This is a genomic window from Citrobacter sp. Cpo109, from assembly GCF_030332565.1.
Lineage (GTDB): Bacteria > Pseudomonadota > Gammaproteobacteria > Enterobacterales > Enterobacteriaceae > Citrobacter > Citrobacter portucalensis.
Genome location: NZ_JAOWHQ010000047.1, coordinates 34,453 through 55,248 on the forward strand (window position 1 = coordinate 34,453; position 20,796 = coordinate 55,248).

The window sequence follows — 20,796 nt, forward strand, 5'->3', positions numbered from 1 at the left end:
TGAAAAGGTGATCTGTCTCTGAATTAGACAAAAGAGTGAGAGGTTAGAGGGGTGTTATAACTCTAAAGTGGTATTTTACATACACTTACAATTGATTAAAAACAACATTTTCAGTGTGGTTTCTTGTTACAAATAGGGTGGAGCAATGTCATGACAGTATTCGTGTGGTTGCTGTTGTGGAAAACAATAAAAGAACCGCCATTGCAGATAATGGCGTCATCTGGATGAGACCCCTATGGCAAGGATAAAATCACGCGTACGCCGTTTCTTCAGCCTGTTATTACCTTTATTATTTATTTCTGCTGTTCACGCTGAACAAACTTCTGTACCTGCAAAAACCGTCACCGTTGAAGCGAAGAATGAAACCTTCGCACCTCAGCATCCCGATCAATATCTCTCCTGGAAAGCCACGTCTGAGCAATCAGCCCGTGAAGATGCACTGGCAGAAGATCCGCGTCTGGTGATCCTGTGGGCGGGATACCCATTCTCGCGCGATTACAACAAACCGCGGGGACACGCGTATGCCGTGACCGATGTCCGTGAAACCTTACGTACCGGCGCACCAAAAACGGCAGAAGATGGTCCGTTGCCGATGGCCTGCTGGAGCTGTAAAAGCCCGGACGTAGCGCGTCTTATCCAGAAAGACGGTGAAGATGGCTACTTCCACGGTAAATGGGCGCGCGGCGGTCCGGAAATTGTTAACAACCTCGGTTGTGCGGATTGCCATAATACCGCGTCACCAGACTTCGCCAAAGGCAAGCCAGAACTGACTCTGTCGCGTCCTTATGCAGAACGTGCGATGGAAGCCATCGGCAAACCGTTTGAGAAAGCCGGTCGCTTTGACCAGCAATCCATGGTCTGCGGCCAGTGTCACGTGGAATACTACTTCGACGGTAAAAACAAAGCCGTTAAGTTCCCGTGGGACGACGGCATGAAAGTCGAGAACATGGAGAAATACTACGACAACATTGCTTTCTCTGACTGGACCAACTCCCTGTCTAAAACGCCGATGCTGAAAGCGCAGCACCCGGAGTATGAAACCTGGAGCGCGGGCATTCACGGCAAGAACAACGTGACCTGTATCGACTGCCACATGCCGAAAGTGCAAAACGCGGAAGGCAAGATCTACACCGACCATAAGATTGGTAATCCGTTCGATAACTTCCCTCAGACCTGCGCGAACTGCCACACCCAGGACAAAGCGTCCCTGCAAAAAGTGGTCGCCGAGCGTAAACAGGCCATTCATGACCTGAAAATCAAGGTTGAAGATCAGCTGGTTCGTGCGCACTTCGAAGCGAAAGCCGCATGGGATGCGGGCGCGACTGAAGCGGAAATGAAGCCGATTCTGGAAGATATCCGTCACGCACAATGGCGCTGGGACCTGTCTATCGCCTCACACGGCATTCATATGCACGCCCCGGAAGAAGGTCTGCGGATGCTGGGTAGCGCAATGGATAAAGCCGCTGACGCGCGTACCAAACTGGTCCGTCTGCTGGCGACCAAAGGCATCACGCATGAAATTCCGTTGCCGGATATCTCGACCAAAGAGAAAGCCCAGGCGGCGATTGGTCTGAACATGCAGCAAATCAATGCTGAGAAGCAGGACTTCATCAAAACGGTGATTCCGCAGTGGGAAGATCAGGCGCGTAAAAACGGTCTGTTAAGCCAATAACCCCATTTCGCCCCGCAAGGGGCGGATAACTCAACGGAGTGAATATGAGCGTATTACGTTCGTTATTAACTGCTGGGGTGCTGGCGTCAGGCTTGTTATGGAGCCTGAGTGGAATCACTGCCACGCCAACGCCACAGGAGTCGGATCAACGCTGGACGGTTACCCAACAGCGTAATCCGGATGCCGCTTGTCTGGACTGTCACAAGCCGGATACCGAAGGCATGCATGGTAAGCATGCGGAAGTCATCAACCCGAATAACAAACTGCCGGTCACCTGCACCAACTGTCACGGCCAGCCGTCACCGAACCACCGTGAAGGGGTGAAAGATGTGATGCGCTTTAATGAGCCGATGTACAACGTGGAGCAGCAGAACAGCGTCTGTATGTCCTGTCACCTGCCTGAGCAGCTGCAAAAAGCGTTCTGGCCGCACGATGTCCACGTAACCAAAGTGGCGTGTGCCAGCTGTCACTCACTGCATCCGAAGCAAGACACGATGCAAACGCTGAGCGATAAAGGACGGATCAAGATTTGCGTCGATTGCCACAGCGATCAGCGTAACAATCCGAACTTTAACCCGGCGTCGATTCCGTTGCTTAAGGAGCATCCATGAGTTGCTCTCGTCGCCAGTTTATCACCGGCGTCGGCGCGCTGGTGGCAGTGAGCGGGACGGCGGGGCGCGTTGTGGCGAAGACGCTGAACATCAACGGCGTGCGTTACGGTATGGTACATGATGAGTCATTATGCATCGGCTGTACGGCCTGTATGGATGCTTGTCGCGAAGTCAACAACGTGCCGGAAGGCGTATCGCGTCTGACGATTATTCGCAGTGAGCCACAGGGTACGTTTCCTGATGTGAAGTATCGCTTCTTCCGTCACTCGTGCCAGCACTGCGACCACGCTCCCTGCGTTGACGTCTGCCCGACGGGGGCATCGTATCGCGATGCCGCCAGCGGCATTGTGGATGTGAACCCGGACCTTTGTGTTGGCTGCCAGTACTGCATCGCCGCGTGTCCTTATCGCGTGCGCTTTATCCATCCGGTGAGCAAAACGGCGGATAAATGCGATTTCTGCCGGAAAACCAACCTGAAAGCGGGCAAACAGCCCGCCTGCGTTGAGTCATGTCCGACGAAGGCGCTGACGTTTGGTAATCTGGACGATCCCAACAGCGATATCTCCCGTTTGTTGCAGCAGAAAACGACCTACCGTTACAAGCTGGCGTTGGGTACAAAACCGAAGGTCTACCGCGTTCCCTTTAAATTTGGGGAGGTGAGCCAATGACATCCGCTTCTGCATTTCATTTTGAATCATTGGTGTGGGACTGGCCCATTGCCATCTATCTGTTCCTGATAGGTATCTCTGCCGGACTGGTCACGCTGGCGATTCTGCTGCGTCGCTTCCATCCGGAGGCGGGCGGTTCGGACAGCACGCTGCTGCGCACTACTCTGGTGTTAGGACCGGGGGCGATTATCCTCGGTCTGTTAATTCTGGTGTTCCACCTGACGCGTCCATGGACTTTCTGGAAACTGATGTTCCACTACAGCTTCACTTCGGTGATGTCAATGGGGGTCATGCTGTTCCAGTTGTACATGGTGGTGTTAGTGCTGTGGCTGGCAAAAATCTTTGAAAAAGAGGTGATTGCCCTGCAACAGCGCTGGCTGCCGCGGTTAGGTATCGTGCAGAAAGTATTGACGCTGATCGGGCCTTTCCATCGTGCGCTTGAGACGTTAATGCTGGTGCTGGCGGTTCTGCTCGGGGCGTACACCGGCTTCCTGCTGTCGGCGCTGAAATCTTACCCGTTCCTGAATAACCCGATTCTGCCGGTGCTGTTCCTGTTCTCTGGGATCTCCTCCGGCGCCGCGGTGGCGCTGATCGCCATGGCGTTACGCCATCGTAGCAACCCGCACAGCACCGAAGCGCACTTTGTGCACCGCATGGAAGTCCCGGTGGTATGGCTGGAGATCTTCCTGCTGGCGGCGTTCTTCGTCGGTCTGGCGCTGGGCGATGACGGCAAAATGCGCGCGCTGGCGGCGGCACTGGGCGGCGGATTCTGGACCTGGTGGTTCTGGCTTGGCGTGGCTGGGCTTGGGCTGATACTGCCGATGCTGCTAAAACCCTGGGCCAACCGCAGTTCGACGTTTCATGGCGTGCTGGCAGTCTGCGGCGCCAGCCTGACCGGCGTACTGCTGCTGCGTTTTTTTATACTCTATGCGGGTCAGCTAACCGTTGCGTAAGGTGATATCTGGACGTTCTCCTTCCTGAAGCCGGTTTTCTGGCGCTGTTATTAAGCCTTGGGGTCAACGTGTTGACCCCGCTTGCCGTGTTGGTGGGTGTCCGCCAGCGCTGGCAAGGGGTGATGCGGCTTGCAACGGTGGGCGTGTGGGCGCAATTTACCCTGCTACTGCTGGCTTTTGCCATTCTGGTATTCTGCTTTTTGACCAGCGACTTTTCGGTGGTCTACGTTGCTCAGCACAGCTACAGCCTGCTGCCGTGGGGATTAAAACTGGCGGCGGTGTGGGGCGGTCATGAAGGATCGCTGCTGCTGTGGGTGCTGTTTCTTTCCGGCTGGAGCGCGCTGTTCGCTTTACGCTATCGGCGTGATACCGACGCGCTGTTTCCGCTGACGCTCAGCGTCCTTTCAATGATAACGGCCCTGCTGTTGCTGTTTGTGGTGCTATGGTCCGATCCGTTCGTGCGCATCTTCCCGCCAGCCATTGAAGGGCGCGACCTTAACCCGATGCTGCAACATCTCGGGTTAATCCTCCATCCACCTCTGCTGTACCTGGGTTACGGTGGTTTGATGGTGGCGGCAGGCGTGGCGCTGGCCTCGCTGCTACGTGGTGACTTTAATGCGCAGAGCGCCTGGGTGTGCTGGCGCTGGGCGCTGCCCGGCTGGTGCGCGCTGACGCTGGGGATTATCCTCGGCTCCTGGTGGGCCTATTGCGAGCTGGGCTGGGGCGGCTGGTGGTTCTGGGACCCGGTTGAAAATGCCTCCTTATTACCCTGGCTTTCCGCCAGCGCGCTGCTGCATAGCCTGTATATCACGCGCCAGCGCGGAATCTTCCGCCACTGGTCGCTGCTGCTGGCGATCGTCACGCTGATTTTATCGCTGCTGGGGACGCTGATTGTGCGTTCCGGCATTCTCGTTTCGGTGCATGCTTTCGCGCTGGATAACGTCCGCGCCGCGCCGCTGTTTGCGCTGTTTACCGTGTTGAGTCTGGCGTCGCTCGGGCTGTACGCCTGGCGGGGCCAGCAAGTCCGGCAGAATGCGCGTTTTGGCGGTTGGTCACGCGAGATGCTGATTCTGGTTGCGCTGCTGCTCTTTAGTGCGGTGCTGCTGATTGTGTTGATTGGCACGCTCTACCCGATGATTTACGGGCTGTTCGGCTGGGGACGGCTCTCCGTAGGCGCACCGTACTTTAACCGCGCTACGCTGCCTTTTGGCCTGCTGATGCTGCTGGTTATCGTGCTGGCAACGGTCAGAAGCCGCAACGTGTCTTTCCGCATCCAGCTTCCGGCACTGCTGGCGCATGCCGGGGTGCTGATGTTTGCGGCGGGGATCGTCTTTTCCAGCGATAGCCGTCAGGAGATAAGCCTGAACCTGAGCCCTGGGCAGCAGGTTGAACTGGCGGGTTACATTTTCCGTTTTGAGCGTCTCGACCTGGAAGCCAAAGGTAACTACACCAGTGAAAAAGCGCAGATCACGCTGTGGCACAATGAGAAACGTATTGGCAGCCTGCAACCCGAAAGGCGCTTCTATGCCGCGCGCCGTCAACAGATGATGGAGCCGGGGATCCGCTGGAATCTGATGCATGACTGGTACGCGGTAATGGGTGAAAAAACCGGACCTGACCGCTATGCCATGCGTTTGTACGTGCAGACCGGCGTGCGCTGGATTTGGGGTGGGGGACTCTTAATGGTCTTTGGCGCGCTGCTGAGCGGATGGCGAGGAAGGAAGCGTGATGCGTAAATTAATAACAGCGTTGCCCGATGGCGGCGTAAACGCCTTATCCGGCCTACAGGCAGCGCGAACCGTAGGCCGGATAAGCGCAGCGCCTTCCGGCAAAAAATTTTTACTCTTAACGCTCGTCCTGTTTTTCATCACTTTCGCTACCCATGCCCAGGTTGTGGACACATGGACGTTTGCCAACCCGCAACAGCAGGAACAAGCGCTGTCCATTGCCAGCCAGCTTCGCTGCCCGCAGTGTCAAAACCAAAACTTGCTGGAATCCAATGCGCCGGTAGCGGTCAGTATGCGCCATCAGGTTTATAGCATGGTGGCGGAAGGGAAAAGCGAAGCCGAGATCACGACATGGATGACCGAGCGTTATGGTGACTTCGTTCGTTATAATCCGCCGCTGAATGAGCAAACGCTGCTGCTGTGGGCGTTACCGTGCCTGTTGTTATTGCTGGTAGGGGTGGTGGTCTGGCGAGTGAGAAGACGTCAGCATACGGAGGCAGGTGAACAATGAACCAGTCCGAACCGCTGTTACGCCCAATGCCTGTGAAGCGGCTGACCGCTGCGGCGGTGCTGATGGTTGTGGCCTGCATTGGAGGCTACCTGTTGACGCCAAAATGGCAGGCGGTTCGTCAGGAGCAGACGCGGCTGGCGGACCCTTTACATGCTTTCTCCGATGAGAATGTTCAGGAAAAACAGTTGCTTTTGCTGCAATCGCAGATTCGCGCTAATCCCCAGGACGGCGTGAAATGGGCGCAACTCGGGGAGTACTATCTTTGGCAAAACGCGTATCATAATGCGCTGCTGGCCTACGAGCAGGCGCTGCGTGTCGGCGGTGAAAATGCTGAGATCTATTCAGCGATGGCAACGGTATTGTATTACCAGGCCGGACAACATATGACGCCGCCCACTCGCGAGATGATTGATAAGGCTCTGGCGCTGGATCCGGCAGAGGTCACCGCGCTGATGCTGTTAGCCTCAGATGCGTTTATGCAGGCAGACTACGCCCAGGCTATTTCAGTGTGGCAAAAGGTTATGGATTTAAACTCGCCTAGGGTGAACCGGGCACAGCTCGTTGACTCTATTAATATGGCGAAGTTATTGCAGAATCGGCAAAAATAAATTTGTTTTTTTTGTGATTTGTATCATTTGGCCTGTTTAAAAAACAGGCAAACGAACAAATGGGCGAAAAAAACTCACACCATGACTTCTTCATTTTTGAACATATTAAAATTCTTTTATAACAAAAAGTTATTCATCAATACCGCGATAAAATTGCATTTTTATGCATAAAATCAGCCAAAAGCCCTGTTCTTAGAGGGTTGCGCGGAATGCCATGCAGATGATAATGATAATAAGCGTTAAAAAACTCCATAAACGAACGCAACACAATTCATACCCTTTCAGTATGTACTATTCCCACACACCGCATGTGGAATAGCGCTCCATCGAGGAAGTCCGTTGTTATGAAAAATTTGAAAGTCAGCCTGGCATGGCAGATTCTAATCGCCATGGTGCTGGGCATTCTGCTAGGGAGTTACCTGCATTACCATAGTGACAGCCGTGAATGGCTGGTTGTAAACCTGCTGTCACCGGCGGGCGATATCTTTATCCATCTGATCAAAATGATTGTTGTGCCCATTGTCATCTCTACGCTGGTTGTCGGTATCGCCGGAGTCGGTGATGCAAAACAGCTGGGCCGCATTGGCGCCAAAACTATTCTCTATTTCGAAGTGATCACCACCGTGGCGATTATCCTTGGGATCACGCTGGCTAATGTGTTCCAGCCGGGTTCCGGGATTGATATGTCGCAACTGGCGACCGTGGATATTTCGAAATATCAAAGCACGACTGCAGAAGTACAGAGCCACGCGCATGGTTTGATGGGGACAATTTTGTCACTGGTGCCGACCAATATCGTCGCCTCAATGGCAAAAGGCGATATGCTGCCGATTATCTTCTTCTCGGTGCTGTTCGGTTTAGGCTTGTCTTCCCTGCCGGCAACTCACCGCGAGCCGCTGGTTACCGTGTTCCGCTCTATTTCCGAAACCATGTTTAAAGTGACCCACATGGTTATGCGCTATGCGCCAGTCGGCGTTTTCGCGCTGATTGCCGTTACCGTCGCGAACTTCGGTTTTGCCTCCCTGTGGCCGCTGGCGAAGCTGGTGCTGTTGGTGCACTTTGCCATCCTGTTCTTCGCGCTGGTGGTGCTGGGGATTGTCGCGCGTATCTGCGGTTTGAGCATCTGGATCCTGATCCGCATTCTGAAAGACGAGTTGATTCTGGCTTACTCTACCGCCAGCTCCGAGAGCGTACTGCCGCGTATTATCGAGAAGATGGAAGCCTATGGCGCACCGGCTTCAATCACCAGCTTTGTGGTGCCGACCGGCTACTCATTCAACCTTGATGGTTCAACGCTGTACCAGAGTATTGCCGCGATCTTTATTGCGCAGCTGTATGGTATCGACCTGTCGCTGTGGCAGGAAATCGTGCTGGTGTTGACGTTGATGGTGACCTCGAAAGGGATTGCGGGCGTGCCGGGCGTATCATTCGTGGTGCTACTGGCAACGCTGGGCAGCGTGGGGATCCCGCTGGAAGGCCTGGCGTTTATTGCCGGTGTTGACCGTATCCTCGACATGGCGCGTACCGCGCTGAACGTGGTGGGTAACGCACTGGCGGTGCTGGTTATCTCCAAGTGGGAACACAAATTTGACCGCAAAAAAGCGCTGGCCTATGAGCGCGAAGTATTAGGTCAGTTTGATAAGACCGCCTTGTAGGCCGGATAAGGCAACGCCGCCATCCGGCAACCTTCTCCGGGTTGCCTGATGGCGCTACGCTTATCAGGCCTACAACGGCTACCCATTGGTTAACTTATCAAACTCTTCGCAGCCGGTATCGAATCCTTCCGTACAGCTCAAATTCAGCCAGTGCAGTGCCTTCTGTTTATTCTTCACGATAAAACCCTGCTCACCGTTTAAGAACATCATCCCAGCCCAGTATTCGGAATAACCGGTGCGGGAAATGGCAGAGCTACGTTTGAAATACCACGTCGCTTTCTCATCGTCTGCGGGAATACCCACGCCGTTGGCGTAAATCAGCCCAAGCAGCATTTGCGCGTCGACGGCGGAGTCGTTTTCCAGGTCCTCGGAGGCGTTTTGCAGCAAGGTAATGGCTTTGGGGTAATCGGTGTGTCCAGCCTGAGTGTTGACCAGAATACGCGCCAGCGTAATTTCCCCGGTTTTACTGCCTGCCTGGGTCGCTTTTTCCGCCAGCGTTTTGGCCTGGGGGTAATCCAGACTGACCGGATTGGTAATCTTAATCTGAGCCAGCAATGCGTAAGCATCGGCATCACCATTGTCGGCGGCTTTTTGCGCCCAATATTCCGCTTTACCCAAATCGCCTGAGCTAAACCAGGTATCAGCGAGGAAATATTGTGCACGTCGGTCTCCGGACTCGGCGGCTTTCAAAAACTGACTACCGGGCTCTTCGGCATGGACAAAGCATGTCATTAACACCATCAAGGCGAAAAGTCGTTTCATCTTATATTTAGATTTAGTGTAGGGAATGAACAGTATAGAGAGATTATGTGCATAAAAAAACGGCCTCCGAATGGAGGCCGTCAGGGGAAGCTTAACCCATCGCGCTTTCGCGCAGGCTGGCTTTCAGCTTGGTGTACTCATCAATGACATACTGCTCGGCAGCGCGCTGATCGGCAATGCGTTCAACGTTTACAGCACAGTACTTGTACTCCGGCGTTTTGGTAATCGGACTTAAGTTCTCGGTTACCAGTTCATTACATGCACCAATCCACCACTGGTAGGTCATGTAAATCGCGCCTTTGTTTGGACGATCGCTGACTGCCGCACGGGTAATGACCCGGCCTTTACGCGAGTTCACCCACACCAGCTCTTCATCCTGGATGCCCAGGCGTTCTGCGTCGGCGGTGTTGATCTGGGCATAGCCCGGTTCATCCGCCAGCGCGGCCAACGCCGCACAGTTACCGGTCATCGAACGGCAAGAGTAGTGGCCGACTTCACGCACTGTAGACAGTACCATCGGGTACTCCTCAGTGAGTTTGTCGATTGGCGCTACCCAGTCGCAGGTGAAGAACTGCGCCAGGCCGTTCGGGGTGTCGAACTTCTCTTTGAAGAGATAAGACGTACCCTGGTCGACTTCTGAGGTGTCGCGGCAAGGCCACTGGATATAACCCAGTTCACCCATTTTCTCGTAAGTGGCACCGTAGAAATCCGGGCACAGATGACGCAACTCGTCCCAGATTTCCTGGGTGTTGTTGTAGTGCATCGGGTAGCCCATACGGGTGGCGATTTCACTGATAATCTGCCAGTCCGTTTTCAGATCCCACTTCGGCTCAACGGCTTTAAAGAAGCGCTGGAAGCCACGGTCAGCTGCGGAGAATACGCCTTCATGCTCACCCCATGACGTAGACGGTAAAATAACGTCTGCGGCAGCGGCAGTTTTGGTCATGAAGATATCCTGCACGATGACCAGTTCCAGATCCTCAAAGCCTTTGCGCACTGCGGAGAGTTCAGCATCGGTTTGTAATGGATCTTCACCCATGATGTACGCCGCGCGTACTTCGCCATGCGCTGCACGGTGCGGCAGTTCGCTGATGCGATAGCCGGTATGAGCAGGCAGACTTTCCACGCCCCAGGCTTTAGCGAACTTCTCGCGGTTAGCCGGATCTTTCACATACTGATAGCCCGGATAAGTATCCGGCAGCGCGCCCATGTCACATGCGCCCTGAACGTTGTTCTGCCCACGAACCGGGTTAACGCCCACGCTCGGCTTACCGAGGTTGCCGGTCAGCATTGCGAGGCTGGTCAGTGAACGCACGGTTTCCACGCCCTGATAGAACTGGGTAACACCCATGCCCCACAGGATTGCCGCGCTTTTCGCCGTGGCATACATACGTGCAGCCTGACGAATATCCTGCGCGCTAACGCCCGTGATATCTTCGACAGACTCCGGCGTATAGCCTTCGACGATCTTGCTGTACTCTTCGAATCCTTCCGTACGGGAGGCGACGAACGCCTGGTCGTACAGTTTTTCTTCGATGATGACATGCCCCATGGCGTTGAGCAGCGCGATGTTCGAGCCGTTTTTCAACGCGATGTGCATGTCGGCAATACGCGCGGTTTCAATTTTGCGCGGATCGCAGACGATGATTTTCGCCCCGTTACGTTTAGCATTAATCACGTGATTCGCCACGATCGGGTGGGAATCCGCCGGGTTATACCCGAAGATGAACACTAAATCCGTGTTATCAATTTCATTGATAGCATTACTCATTGCGCCGTTACCGACCGATTGGTGCAGACCTGCAACCGATGGGCCGTGTCAGACGCGAGCGCAGCAGTCAACGTTATTGGTACCAATAACGGCGCGCGCGAATTTTTGCATTACATAGTTGGTTTCGTTACCCGTACCGCGAGATGAACCGGTCGTCTGAATAGCGTCCGGGCCATACTTCGCTTTGATGGCGCTCAGACGACTGGCGACGTAATCAAGCGCTTCATCCCAGGAAACGGATTCCAGTTTGCCGCCACGCTGGCGACGGATCATAGGGGTTTTCAGACGAGGGGTCAGGATCTGGGTATCATTGATAAAATCCCAGCCATAGTAGCCCTTCAGACACAAGGTACCCTGGTTGGTTTTCCCCTGCGCCGCTTCAGCCCGGACGATTTTGCCGTTATCGACCACCAGGTTGATTTTGCAACCTGATGCGCAATATGGGCAAACCGTGACGACTTTTTTCATCGGTCTCGCTCCAGTTAATCAAATCGCGCATACGCGCTTGTCGTTTTTGTTATGCATCTTTTATGCCATGTTTTTATCAGGGGCATTAGTCGATATTACGGGCGAATTTTGCGCAAAACCCTGACGAAAAACAGGCTGTCGTCATATTTGACGTGACGAATCTCCAATACGTGACGCCCCGGCAGTGTGACCGAGGTTATGTTTCCCGCACATCCTTGTGCCTTATCGCTGTCACTCTGTGCAGAATCAATCACACTCATTTAAGTTGGCCAGAAATGGGGAAAAACAATGAAGCCAGCCATACTGGTTGTGGATGATGACATCGCTGTCTGCACGCTTTTACAGGATGTGCTGAGCGAACACGTCTTTACGGTGACCGCCTGTCACACCGGGCAGGAGGCGCTGCGCTGCATTGAGACTCAGCCGGATATCGCTCTGGTATTACTGGATATGATGTTGCCCGATATTAACGGCCTGATGGTGCTACAACAGGTGCAGAAGTTGAGGCCCGGATTACCGGTGGTGATGCTGACTGGGCTTGGCAGCGAGTCGGATGTGGTTGTCGGGCTGGAAATGGGGGCTGACGACTATATCGGTAAGCCGTTCAATGCGCGGGTGCTGGTAGCTCGGGTAAAGGCGGTGCTCAGACGCGTTGGCGTGTTAACGGCAGAAAGCGGCGGTCCGCAAACCACGGGGCTTTCTTTCAATGGCTGGCATCTCGATACCGCCGGTTGCCAGCTGCATAATCCCCAGCAGTTGAAGGTGGAGTTGACGCAGGGGGAATACAGCCTGCTGTTGGCGCTGGCCCAAAATGCCCGCCGGGTGCTGAGTCGGGAACAACTGCTGGAGCTGACGCGCAGCGACAGCGTTGAGGTGTTTGACCGCACTATTGACGTGTTAATCATGCGGCTGCGGCGAAAAATAGAGAACAACCCGCACCAGCCAATGTTGATCAAAACCCTGCGCGGGCTGGGTTATGTGTTTGCCGCCGACGTGCAACATCACGATAAGGCGGCGTGATCGTGTGCAGTTGCCGGATGCGGCGTAAACGCCTTATCCGGCCTACAAAAGCGAAAACGACCCCGTAGGCCTGATACGGTCGTAGGCCTGATAAGCGCAGCGCATCAGGCATATTTCCGGACGATGCGAACGTAGGCCTGATAAGCGCAGCGCATCAGGCGTCAGCCATTTCTGCTTTTAACTCTGCCAGCGTCTTCGCGCCATCTATCGCGTTGGCGCATAGCAAACTTGCCCGCGCACAGGCGTGTGCCAACCTGACGCTGTCCTTCAGCGACCAGCGCTCATGACAGCCATACAAAAATCCAGCGCAAAACGCATCTCCCGCCCCGACGCTGCCAACGATCTCCTCCTGCGCCAGGTATTGCGACGGGATCCAGACGCCCGGCACATCCGGCGCTTCACCCCAGGCACCTTCCGGACAGTGGATCACCACCCGCTGGCGTACGCCTGCATTCAATAATTCGCGTGCGGCGGTGGCGATGTGCGCAATATGCAGTTCGCCGTTGGGCTGGCGGATCTCCAGCCCGCTGAACTCCCCGGCTTCCAGCTCGTTAATCACCAGATAGTCGAGATGGCGCAGGGCTGGCATTACCAGTGGTTGGTAGCGCGGGTCGCCCTTGCGTGAGACCAGATCCAGCGACGTTTCAAAGCCGTTGTCGCGCATTTGTGCCAGCAGCCGTGCGCTACGCGTCCCGTACTCCTCATCCGGCATGTCCAGACTGTCGAGCAGCAGCAGATAATCCAGATGGAAGATTTTCATCGAGGTATCCAGTTGCTCAAACGCGGGCAGATCGAGTAGCCGATTGGCTCCCGGTGAGTGGAAAAAGGTGCGCTGACCGCTGGGATCGGTCATCACCTGCGACATCGACGTGGGGGCGAATGTGGTGCGCTGCACGTGTTGGCGATTAACGTGATACTGCTCCAGCATCGCCATGATGTAGTCGCCGTCGCTGTCCTGACCGATTAACCCCACCGCCTGTAGCGGCAGTCCGGCGTGCATTTTCGCCAGCGTCAGCAGCACATTAAGCGGCGCACCGCCCGTGGCGCGTTCGCTACGGGTGATTTCCGCCAGCCAGCCGCGTTCCGGCCACTGCACAATTTGATGCACGTGATCGACCAGCATGTTGCCTGCGGCGATAACGCCTTTGCGTTCCATCAGGCCTGTCCCGCGCTGCCAAAAATGCGCATCTGTTCCGAAACGGTATCGGTAATGGCCTCTTCAATGCCGAGCAGCAGTTCGGCGAATTCGTCGTACAGCGGCTGGCGATTCGCCATCCGCGCCTCTACTGCCGTCAGCGCCGCCTGCGACATGCCGGTATAGAAGTTGATTTTATGAATTCCGAGTTCAATCGCGCGCTTGAAATCGTCGTCGCTGATGCCGGAACCGCCGTGCAGTACCAGCGGGATTGCCGCCTGCTGGCGAATAGCGTCCAGACGCGGGAAGTCGAGCACCGGTTCGCCTTTATATTTTCCGTGCGCATTGCCAATGGCGACCGCCAGTGCGTCAATCCCGGTTCTGTCGACGAAATCACGCGCCATCATCGGGTCGGTAAACAGCGACTCGTCGGCATGGCCGTACAGCGCGCCGCCCTCATCACCACCCACCGCGCCCAGTTCGGCTTCCACCGATACGCCGACGGCGTGGCACATCTTTACCACTTCTCGGGTCTGGCGGATATTTTCTTCATACTCCAGCGTGGAGCCATCGAACATTACTGAACTGAACCCTAAGCGTAGTGCCCGAACCACCGACTCAAAGTGCAGGCCGTGGTCAAGGTTCAACACCACCGGAATGTCATGCCGTGCGGCTTCGAATTTGACCGCTTCGACCAGAGAATCCAGCGAGATATATTTAAAGTGCACCTCGGCGATGTTGATGATAAACGGCGAACGTTCTTGCTTTGCCGCGGCAAACAGCGCACGCAGGAAGTGTGAATCCAGAACGTTAAACGCCCCTAAGGCATAGCGATGCTCACGGGCATGGGCAAGGCCATCAGCGAGAGATATCAACGGCATAATGCGCTCCTTGGTTAGCGGAACAGGCGATATTCGTTACACAGCACCAGCTGCGCAGGTTCGTCTTCTTCAATGTCGTTATAGCGGGCGATCGGTTGCAAAAAGTGGTTATCGTGGTCGTCGTCATTAACAGACGAAACCTCGCCGACCAGCACGTCGCCAAAACCTTTTTCCGCCCAGAAGCTGTGATACAGGCCCGGTGGCAGGCAGATGCTTTCACCCGGCGTCAGGCGCAACTGACTGCCTGCCGCATGGGTTTGCCGACAGCCGTCAATCACCACGCTTACGTCGGTCTGCTCCGTTTGCTCCCGGATCCCCGCATTCCACAGTTCCACTATTAAATTGCCGCCGCCGCGATTGATAATGTCTTCGCGCTTGCGCCAGTGAAAATGCATCGGCGTGACCTGTGCATCGCGAACATGCATGATTTTCTCGGCGTAGCATTTTTCATAAGGCATACCTTTCGGCGAGCCGTTACGCAGAGTGAACAGCGTTAACCCTTGCGCGGCGAAATTGTTGCCGCCAAACGCGGTGACATCCCAACCGAGCTTAAGGTCGAACACTTCGCCCCAGGCAGAGGCATCAAGCTTGTGCCATTGGGTCGGGGGGAAGCTGGCAAAAGGGGGGAGATGCACGTCGTGCTGAGAGAAAAACTGGCGCGTGTGGCCAAGGATCTCGTTTATTGCGGAGCGTTTCATTGATTCTCCTGTGGCTGATAAGATGACCTTTATGCGGCCCTCTCTCAAGGGGAGAGGGAGAAAACCAAAATCTTTCCTTAGGAACACATGGGCATAATCCAGTTACCTCTCCCCTCACAGCAGAATAGGGAATAGTTATATTTTATTGTGTTTTTTTATGGGAGGATGTGATTTATTCAATAAAAAAATAAATAAAAAGAATATTTCTATAAATGTTATTGTAAATCATTGAGTTAATGATTTGTTTCTTTAGTTCCTTCTCAGTTTTTGGAACCATTTGGATGTGACTGCTTGATTTTTGCCTCACGGTGAAAAAACGAATGCGGCGTAATATAAATCGTTTTGTTAAAAAATTATTTCATTGAATCTAAAATCGTGCCAGTTAATCGTTTATTTATATGCCAGGATTATATTAAGCGTTTGGCTAATAATAATTACTTCACTTTCCAGATTTGTTTCCAGTAAAAAAATAACCTTTTTTTATTATTGTTGATATGCTGGCTGGACTTTATTTCTTATGTATTACTTTCTTTTGGTAAGGGATGCGATAATGAAAAAAGGGTCGGGTTTCTATAATCTTGAAGGTATAGTTTCAGAGGAGAGTATCAATAAGTATTTATTCTCCGTAAGGGGTGATGGTAAATTAGGGTTGCTGGATGTTGAAACAATTGAAGGTCATGAAAAGTTAAGTAAACCATACAGTTATGAAATTACATTCACATCAAAACAAAAAAGCATCCCTCCTGACTCACTTCTTAACATTGAAGGCTCGCTGAAAATCAGAGCACCTAATCATAGCTGGAATAAATATATTCAAGGTTCTGAGATGTGGCTATATGAACGGCAAATTGAAGGCGTCATTACGTCATTTTCGCTTATTAGTACATCAGCGGATGAATCACTGTATGAAATCAGGCTGGAGCATAAGCTGGCATTACTCTCACGACGCAAGCGTTCGGCTATTTACCTGAACATAAATGTGCCGAAACTGGTCACGCAGATCCTCAAAGAACATGCTTTTGCCGATTATGAAATCGACTTTGATAATCTTGTTTGTATCTATCCCAACCGGGAAATGATTGTTCAGTGGGAGGAGTCAGATTTAGCGTTTATCAGCCGCATCCTGTCAGAAGTTGGGATCTGGTTCAGGATCGCAAATCATCATGCTGTTTCGCACATTATGGTGGTTATTTTCAGTGATTCACAATGCCAGTACATTTTTGATCAAAAGATTATGCACTCATCCCACGCAGGGCTGACATCAAATGATTATTCGATCGATAAGCTGGTATCAAAGCACAATGTTGTCTCGGCCGACGTTAGGGCGAAGAACTTTGATTACAGGCTGGCAAACTCGCTGATGCTAAATGCTGACGCCGATGTGTCTGCGGAAAGGGCTACGACATATGGCACAGAGTATCGCTATGCGGATATTCATCATCAGCCGGGATCGCAATTTGCCGAGGTGCAGCCAGGTGAATCCAGCTGGTTCTATGCCAAACTGCATCACGAAATTATTCTTAATAATCAGTCCATTTTAAACGGTGTGACCACCAGTCCGTCGATCGTGCCGGGGATGGTGCTGGAAATCGACGGTACCATTCCACATGCTTTCGACTCTGGATTTGTGGTAACGGCAATGCGGGTGACGGGGAGGCGAGATGCAGCGCTCCAGTCCCGGCTTATCGGTATTCCCTACAACCAGAACGTTTGTTTTCGACCTCAGCCGCTACCCCGGCCACGTATTGCGGGTACTGTTCCCGCGATCGTTTCATCATCAATAGACAATGACAAATATGCTCATATCGATGTGCAGGGTCGATATTGGGTGAAGTTTGATTTTGACCTCGACCAGCACAGGCAAGGTTATGAAAGCATGCCCGTTCGTCTGGCGCGGGTTTATGCCGGCGATACTTATGGTCATCACTTTCCGCTCATCCAGGGCACAGAGGTTGCCATTGCGTTTGAAGGCGGCGATCCGGAAAGACCTTTCATTGCGCATGCCCTGCATCATGCTCCAAAGCCAGACCCCGTTACCAGCCGCAACAATACCCGCAACGTCATCCGCACTGCGGGTCTGAATAAGCTGCGAATGGAGGATCGGCGCGGGCAGGAACACGTCAAACTGAGTACCGAGTACGGCAAAACGCAATTGAACATGGGCCATCTTGTAGATGCTGGCGGTAAACCTCGCGGCGAAGGCGCAGAACTGCGCACCGATGACCGCGCGGTCCTGAGGGCGGCAAAGGGGATATTACTCACGACCGAGGCGCAGCCAAAAGCCCAGGGCAAGCAGCTTGATATGAGCGCAGTGGTTCAGCAGCTTCAGGACGCGCTTACGCTGGCAACGTCACTTCAGCAGAGCGCGCTGACGGCGCAGGCGTTAAATGTCGAATTGGGGCCGCAGCAGCAGCTTAACGCTGCGCTTGAACAGCTTACCCGTTCGGGACTGGTGGCCTACGCCGATCACGGTATGGCCCTGCTGACACCACAAACGATGGCATTATCAGCAGACAAAGATTTGTCGCTAAACGCCGCCAGCAACGGCAGTTTTAACGTCTTTAAAAAACTCTCAATGGCCGTTGGACAGGGCCTGTCACTTTTCAGCAGAGCTATCGGAATCAAAATCATAGCCGCAAAAGATGATATTTCCGTCCAGGCGCAGCGCGGCGAAATGGGCCTGCTTTCTGATAAGCATTTTCATATTCAGAGTATGAACGGCAACGTAACCATCAGCGCCAGGAAGAATATCCAGCTTTTGTGCGGTGGTGGCGGTATCAGAATAAATGAAGACGGCTCTGTAAAAATATTCTCTCCTGCAAAAGTGCAGTTGAAAGGCACCTCTCTTGACTGGAGCGGACCGGAGTCGGCGAAAGATAAAACCCCTGTCTTTCAGGAGGAGCAGTTTCATCGCCGCATTAAATTACATGGCTCTGGCAACCCAGACGATGTTCTGAAAAAGACAAAATTCAGACTGACTAAGGCATCAGGCGAAACCATTGAAGGCGTCACTGACGATGAAGGAATGACGCCGTTATTGGATATGACTGAAATGGACGAAATGAAAATGGAGATTTTGCCAAATGAGTAACAGTCCCTTTAATCCACGGGTGGTGGCGACAGGTGTACAGGGCGTGCCTAAATCAACGGGCGGAAAAATGGCTGTCTGCGACGTGCCCGTTAAGTATTCCATGCCCTGCATTGTGATCCTTGTGCACGGCGTCAACGATGTGGGCGAGGCCTATCAGAATCAGGAGCAGGGTATTATCGCTGGCCTGAATGAACGTATGGGCCGCACGGATATGTATCCGCATGAATGGCAGCAGTACAAAATGGATATGGGCGATGGCGAGCAGCAGAATGTAAAAATGCCCGGACGCAGCCCGGTAATTCCATTTTATTGGGGGTATAAACCCGTCGATCATGCGACGTATATAGAAGACCAGCGGCGTTATCGCGAAGAACGGGCAAAATCAGGAGACGCCGCAAAACTGCCTTACAACGCCTATCAGGAAGATGACAACACAAAGCTGGAAAAGCTGGGGCATATTCCCCAAACCACCTTGAAATATCAGAATGATAATTTCGGCAACGTGCTGGACGATGTGTACGCCAAAGGCGGTGGTACCTTTGCCAATGCGACAACCACTATTCCGGATATGCTAGGCCCTGGCTCCGGCGGCCTGGCGAACGGTGCGGCAGGATTTGCTTCATTTCATCTGAATGGTGGGGATTTTACGCACCCTATTTATGATAACCCGCACCGTATTTATCAGTTTTTTGCCGCGCAGCGGCTGGCTGATTTAATCCTGATGATTCGAAGAGAACCGGCAACAAAATTCGATCCCATTAATATTGTTGCGCACTCCCAGGGAACGATAATCACCATGCTGGCCAATATGCTGGTCAAAGCAACTGGTGCCGATCCCGCCGATTGCGTGATTCTCAACCATTCTCCCTACGCACTGGAAAAAACGGCTGCTGAAGGTATGACGCCCGGACACCACCAGACGGATCGCGCCCGGCAGCAGACGTTCCGCAATTTCTGCCAGTTGATGGCGTCCAACGCCAAATATGGCAAGGGGGAATATCACACGCAAACCGAGATCGATGAATTAGAAGGCGCGCTGTGCCTGAGTAAAACCAATTCTCAATGGCGCAAGAATAAACTTTATACCCGTAATAACTTTGGCAAGGTATATAACTATTTTTGCCCCAATGACAGTGTAGTTTCATTACTTAACGTCCAGGGATTGGGCTGGCGGGGAGTCCCCCATAACATTGCCAGCGGCATAGATAATCTGCGCCAGCGGGTTTTCTGTGAAAATGGTCCGGAAATAGGCGGCAGCCCACTGAGCGTGCCTTTTGAAATGCCGGCGTTAAAAAAAGGTTGTTTTGATCAGGATACGCTGGCGACCAGACAATATACATTTGCGGATGTTGTTGTGAATGGTGAGCAGCTCCCCGTCACCTTCAGACACCAGTTACAGGGCGCGGGAAGTCAGTATAAATATTCGATAGCGCCGGGTTCACCCGATCAGGACATCTCATTTTCTGCAAAAGCCACGGTTATTGCGCGCACTGAGACAGATTTCAAAAATCTCAGCGGCGCAGGTTTCGATTCTTTACAGCCGGGCCAGGAATTAACGCCCACTGAACTTGCGATATTCTCCAAAAAATATGGCAAGCCTTATACCAAAGGCGTTGTTCTGGGCGGGGGATACAATAAGACCGTTCAGTTGATTTATGAAAAAACGCCGGATGAGCTGCAAAAAGAATGGATGCAATCAGAGCAGGTTGGTTACAGCCAGCATTCCTCTATTGTTATGTCGAAAGATGCCCCCGCGAAAGCGATGGCCTTCGATCTGGCGGTGGGAATATGCAGGGCATTTGATCACCGCTGCGGAGAATTCTGGACCGAGCTACTCCTGCGCGGAGACTGGCGTATGAAGCGTAATGGTTTTCAGGAAGCTATTGATTATTATAGTACTGGAAAGTTGAACGAAGACCATACTAAAAATTTCATGAATAGGCCAGATGATATTTTACCAACAGGAGCGTTTGGCGTGGTTAACGAATATTGCCATTCAACAACGATTCAACCTGCCAGACATAATGAAATATACAATACCGAGACACCCAATCTGCAATGGGATATGCCTAAGCCGCTTAACGTTTAAGGATAAATTATGAAACTGAGAAATACGGTAGGAATAATAATCGGAGCGGTTTTACTATGCGCTATCACTGCCTGTACAAAAAAAATACCCTCACAGATTATTTATCGCTATGATGATAACCGATATCTGGAATTAAAAGGCTATAATTGTGAGGGAGCGCTTTGGTATCATGATATCAGGCGGAATATACATAAAGAATTAGTAAATGGCATTTATTCAACGTATCGGATATTTTCCGGAGTATATATTCATTCGTCAGATAAGTATATTCTGATACCGCGATGGGAGCCAGGTGCATACACAATATCTAAAGACTATGGACAAACGTGGCAGGTCGCAACGTATATGTCCCCATCTCAGGGGCAAGAGAAAAATTCTGATGGGAATATGGTAGATAGACCTGAAGGAAAAGAAATAAAAAGAGTGGTGGTAGTTAATAATCAGGCATTTATTACCACGGCGAAGGGGCATTTATA

15 protein-coding genes and 1 pseudogene are annotated in these 20,796 nt (G+C 52.6%); 11 read left to right on the top strand and 5 right to left on the bottom strand.

Annotated elements, in window-relative coordinates:
• The first annotated feature begins 235 nt into the window (after positions 1-235).
• The 7 genes and pseudogenes from nrfA (at position 236) to gltP (ending at position 8,405) form a co-directional block, all read left to right on the top strand.
• Positions 236-1,672 carry an ammonia-forming nitrite reductase cytochrome c552 subunit gene (gene nrfA, locus OGY71_RS05860; protein ID WP_003826647.1) on the top strand — a complete coding sequence of 479 codons (1,437 nt, stop codon included), beginning with the start codon at positions 236-238 and terminating at the stop codon, positions 1,670-1,672.
• Between the two features lie 44 nt (positions 1,673-1,716).
• Entirely contained in the window at positions 1,717-2,283 is a 567-nt protein-coding gene (gene nrfB / locus OGY71_RS05865) for a cytochrome c nitrite reductase pentaheme subunit (protein WP_003826649.1), read from the top strand.
• A complete protein-coding gene (nrfC, locus tag OGY71_RS05870) occupies positions 2,280-2,951 on the top strand; it encodes a cytochrome c nitrite reductase Fe-S protein (RefSeq protein ID WP_003031761.1) in 672 nt (223 codons plus the stop codon). The genes nrfB and nrfC overlap by 4 nt, the downstream gene beginning before the upstream one ends.
• Positions 2,948-3,904: a cytochrome c nitrite reductase subunit NrfD gene (gene nrfD, locus OGY71_RS05875; protein ID WP_003826653.1), complete on the top strand. Its 957-nt coding sequence runs from the start codon at positions 2,948-2,950 to the stop codon at positions 3,902-3,904. The genes nrfC and nrfD overlap by 4 nt, the downstream gene beginning before the upstream one ends.
• 8 nt (positions 3,905-3,912) lie before the next feature.
• Positions 3,913-6,142 (top strand): annotated as a pseudogene (gene nrfF, locus OGY71_RS05880) (heme lyase NrfEFG subunit NrfF).
• Entirely contained in the window at positions 6,139-6,750 is a 612-nt protein-coding gene (gene nrfG / locus OGY71_RS05885) for a heme lyase NrfEFG subunit NrfG (RefSeq protein WP_003826658.1), read from the top strand. Before nrfF ends, nrfG begins: the two are co-directional and overlap by 4 nt.
• 344 nt (positions 6,751-7,094) lie before the next feature.
• Positions 7,095-8,405 carry a glutamate/aspartate:proton symporter GltP gene (gltP, locus tag OGY71_RS05890; protein WP_003826659.1) on the top strand — a complete coding sequence of 437 codons (1,311 nt, stop codon included), beginning with the start codon at positions 7,095-7,097 and terminating at the stop codon, positions 8,403-8,405.
• Positions 8,406-8,483: 78 nt separating this feature from the next.
• Here gltP and yjcO read toward each other — a convergent pair whose 3' ends face one another.
• On the bottom strand, positions 8,484-9,167 hold the full coding sequence (gene yjcO / locus OGY71_RS05895) for a Sel1 family TPR-like repeat protein YjcO (protein WP_032934129.1): 684 nt from the start codon (positions 9,165-9,167) through the stop codon (positions 8,484-8,486).
• A 91-nt stretch (positions 9,168-9,258) separates the two neighbouring features.
• The gene (gene fdhF, locus OGY71_RS05900) at positions 9,259-11,406 is read right to left on the bottom strand and encodes a formate dehydrogenase subunit alpha (protein WP_080470563.1); all 2,148 of its coding nucleotides are present in this window, start codon (positions 11,404-11,406) and stop codon (positions 9,259-9,261) included.
• A gap of 288 nt (positions 11,407-11,694) precedes the next feature.
• On the opposite strand from fdhF, the gene OGY71_RS05905 reads away from it, so the two are divergent.
• Positions 11,695-12,426: a response regulator gene (locus OGY71_RS05905; RefSeq protein ID WP_003826666.1), complete on the top strand. Its 732-nt coding sequence runs from the start codon at positions 11,695-11,697 to the stop codon at positions 12,424-12,426.
• Between the two features lie 154 nt (positions 12,427-12,580).
• Here the strand turns inward: OGY71_RS05905 and OGY71_RS05910 are convergent, their stop codons facing one another.
• The 3 genes from OGY71_RS05910 to OGY71_RS05920 are packed head-to-tail and all read right to left on the bottom strand — an operon-like array spanning position 12,581 to position 15,140.
• Positions 12,581-13,585 carry a carbohydrate kinase family protein gene (locus OGY71_RS05910; RefSeq protein ID WP_286612978.1) on the bottom strand — a complete coding sequence of 335 codons (1,005 nt, stop codon included), beginning with the start codon at positions 13,583-13,585 and terminating at the stop codon, positions 12,581-12,583.
• Positions 13,582-14,442, bottom strand: coding sequence for a ketose 1,6-bisphosphate aldolase (locus OGY71_RS05915; protein WP_063941238.1), 861 nt, complete (start codon positions 14,440-14,442; stop codon positions 13,582-13,584). Before OGY71_RS05915 ends, OGY71_RS05910 begins: the two co-directional genes overlap by 4 nt.
• Positions 14,443-14,456: 14 nt before the next feature.
• On the bottom strand, positions 14,457-15,140 hold the full coding sequence (locus tag OGY71_RS05920; protein ID WP_043018105.1) for a D-lyxose/D-mannose isomerase: 684 nt from the start codon (positions 15,138-15,140) through the stop codon (positions 14,457-14,459).
• Between the two features lie 550 nt (positions 15,141-15,690).
• Between OGY71_RS05920 and OGY71_RS05925 the strand changes: the two genes are divergently transcribed.
• The 3 genes from OGY71_RS05925 to OGY71_RS05935 all read left to right on the top strand — a co-directional run.
• Entirely contained in the window at positions 15,691-18,231 is a 2,541-nt protein-coding gene (locus OGY71_RS05925) for a type VI secretion system Vgr family protein (protein WP_286612974.1), read from the top strand.
• A complete protein-coding gene (locus OGY71_RS05930) occupies positions 18,224-20,320 on the top strand; it encodes a T6SS effector phospholipase Tle3 domain-containing protein (RefSeq protein ID WP_323579595.1) in 2,097 nt (698 codons plus the stop codon). Before OGY71_RS05925 ends, OGY71_RS05930 begins: the two co-directional genes overlap by 8 nt.
• A gap of 9 nt (positions 20,321-20,329) precedes the next feature.
• A partial coding sequence (locus OGY71_RS05935; protein ID WP_502873158.1) for a T6SS immunity protein Tli3 family protein occupies positions 20,330-20,796 on the top strand: 467 nt, incomplete at its 3' end.

Bases quoted from the DNA above. Each gene is read 5' to 3' on its own strand.
- OGY71_RS05920 (WP_043018105.1), bottom strand. From the start codon at position 15,140: ATGAAACGCTCCGCAATAAACGAGATCCTTGGCCACACGCGCCAGTTT.
- nrfA (WP_003826647.1), top strand. From the start codon at position 236: ATGGCAAGGATAAAATCACGCGTACGCCGTTTCTTCAGCCTGTTATTA.
- OGY71_RS05905 (WP_003826666.1), top strand. From the start codon at position 11,695: ATGAAGCCAGCCATACTGGTTGTGGATGATGACATCGCTGTCTGCACG.
- OGY71_RS05915 (WP_063941238.1), bottom strand. From the start codon at position 14,442: ATGCCGTTGATATCTCTCGCTGATGGCCTTGCCCATGCCCGTGAGCAT.
- nrfB (WP_003826649.1), top strand. From the start codon at position 1,717: ATGAGCGTATTACGTTCGTTATTAACTGCTGGGGTGCTGGCGTCAGGC.
- nrfD (WP_003826653.1), top strand. From the start codon at position 2,948: ATGACATCCGCTTCTGCATTTCATTTTGAATCATTGGTGTGGGACTGG.
- OGY71_RS05925 (WP_286612974.1), top strand. From the start codon at position 15,691: ATGAAAAAAGGGTCGGGTTTCTATAATCTTGAAGGTATAGTTTCAGAG.
- yjcO (WP_032934129.1), bottom strand. From the start codon at position 9,167: ATGAAACGACTTTTCGCCTTGATGGTGTTAATGACATGCTTTGTCCAT.
- nrfG (WP_003826658.1), top strand. From the start codon at position 6,139: ATGAACCAGTCCGAACCGCTGTTACGCCCAATGCCTGTGAAGCGGCTG.
- nrfC (WP_003031761.1), top strand. From the start codon at position 2,280: ATGAGTTGCTCTCGTCGCCAGTTTATCACCGGCGTCGGCGCGCTGGTG.
- OGY71_RS05930 (WP_323579595.1), top strand. From the start codon at position 18,224: ATGAGTAACAGTCCCTTTAATCCACGGGTGGTGGCGACAGGTGTACAG.
- gltP (WP_003826659.1), top strand. From the start codon at position 7,095: ATGAAAAATTTGAAAGTCAGCCTGGCATGGCAGATTCTAATCGCCATG.